Consider the following 1,199-nt stretch of genomic DNA (forward strand, 5'->3'; position numbering starts at 1 on the left):
TCGCTGGCGCAGGACCGCCGACCACGGCCTGATCCGCCGCTTCTTCCGGGCTGATGGGACGCGTGCGGACAAGTTCAGGGTGAATCTGGCGGTCGAGGTGTTGCGGTTCGCGTCCGCCGGCAGACGGCAACGGTCCGAACACGCCTTGCACGACCACGAACATCAGCAGGTTTGCGAGGAACAACAGGGCGATCAGCCAGCGCAGCATGGAAAGCGCTCCATCAATGAGTTGATCAATCGGGTTCAATTGGTTCATTCGAGTGTTCGGGTCACTGCAGAAGGTGCAGCGTTCTCGCGCGCGATCAACGCGAGTCCGGCGAGCACCAGCGAGTCGTGACGAGTATGCGGCACCTTTAACGCGCCCGCTACTTCGCTGGCCGCGCCGCCGCTCAGAATCAGGCGGAAATCGCCGTTCCATTGCGCGCGCAGATCTTGCCACGCACGCTCTATCAAGCCGGCCTGCGCCAGCAAACATCCTGTCGATAAAGCCGCGCGCGTGTCAGTTGCAAAAACGCTTGCGGACGACGCGAGCGCGTCGCGGGCTGTATCGGGCTGGAGAGTGGGCAACTGCGCCGTGTGGCTGCCGAGCGATTGCATCATCAACTGCCAGCCGGGCGCAATCAGGCCGCCGGTAAAGGTGCCGTCGGCGAGCAGCGCTTCAAGTGTTGTCGCCGTGCCGAAGGTTGCGATCAGCAGGTTTTCGCCGGGATACGCGGCGTGCGCGCCGATCATGCCGCACCAGCGGTCGCTGCCAAGCGATGACGGTTCCGAATAGCTGTTCGTCACGTCCAGTTGTTTCGCCTGAGCGCGCACGAATGTGTACGGCAAGCCTGGCCAGCGTTGCTCGATCTGACGGGCAATACGCTCGTGCACGGCCGCCCCGGCGACGTTCGATATCCAAACACTTCCCGGTTTCACATCATGCGGCCATTCCAGTGGGTCAGCGTGTTCGAAGGCGCCGTCGCGCAGGCTTTCGCCTGCGGTCGTCAGGATCGACCACTTGATCCGGCTATTGCCGGCATCGATGAGCAAAAACGGCGCTTCACTCACGGACGTTGCTCCGCGAGCCGTAACGAGACGTCGCCGTTGCTGGCGGTTCTGAGGCCAGTCGCGGTATCGATCTGCAACTGGCCGTTATCGTCGATACCCACCGCCAGGCCGCGCGCCACTTCCACGACTTGCTCCAGCAGCACGACCTA

At 63.0% G+C, this 1,199-nt stretch carries 3 protein-coding genes; all 3 read right to left on the bottom strand.

Translation table 11 applies throughout. The annotated features are described in order from the left end of the window. Nucleotides 1–208 (bottom strand): hypothetical protein (locus ACRXB1_RS36375; RefSeq protein ID WP_449494817.1); only part of this gene is annotated, 208 nt, incomplete at its 3' end. Between the two features lie 44 nt (nucleotides 209–252). Next, nucleotides 253–1,050: a type III pantothenate kinase gene (locus tag ACRXB1_RS36380; RefSeq protein WP_449494815.1), complete on the bottom strand. Its 798-nt coding sequence runs from the start codon at nucleotides 1,048–1,050 to the stop codon at nucleotides 253–255. Further along, nucleotides 1,047–1,175: a hypothetical protein gene (locus ACRXB1_RS36385; RefSeq protein WP_449494816.1), complete on the bottom strand. Its 129-nt coding sequence runs from the start codon at nucleotides 1,173–1,175 to the stop codon at nucleotides 1,047–1,049. The genes ACRXB1_RS36380 and ACRXB1_RS36385 overlap by 4 nt, the downstream gene beginning before the upstream one ends. Nucleotides 1,176–1,199 lie beyond the last annotated feature (24 nt).

It is taken from the genome of Caballeronia sp. M23-90, assembly GCF_053574605.1.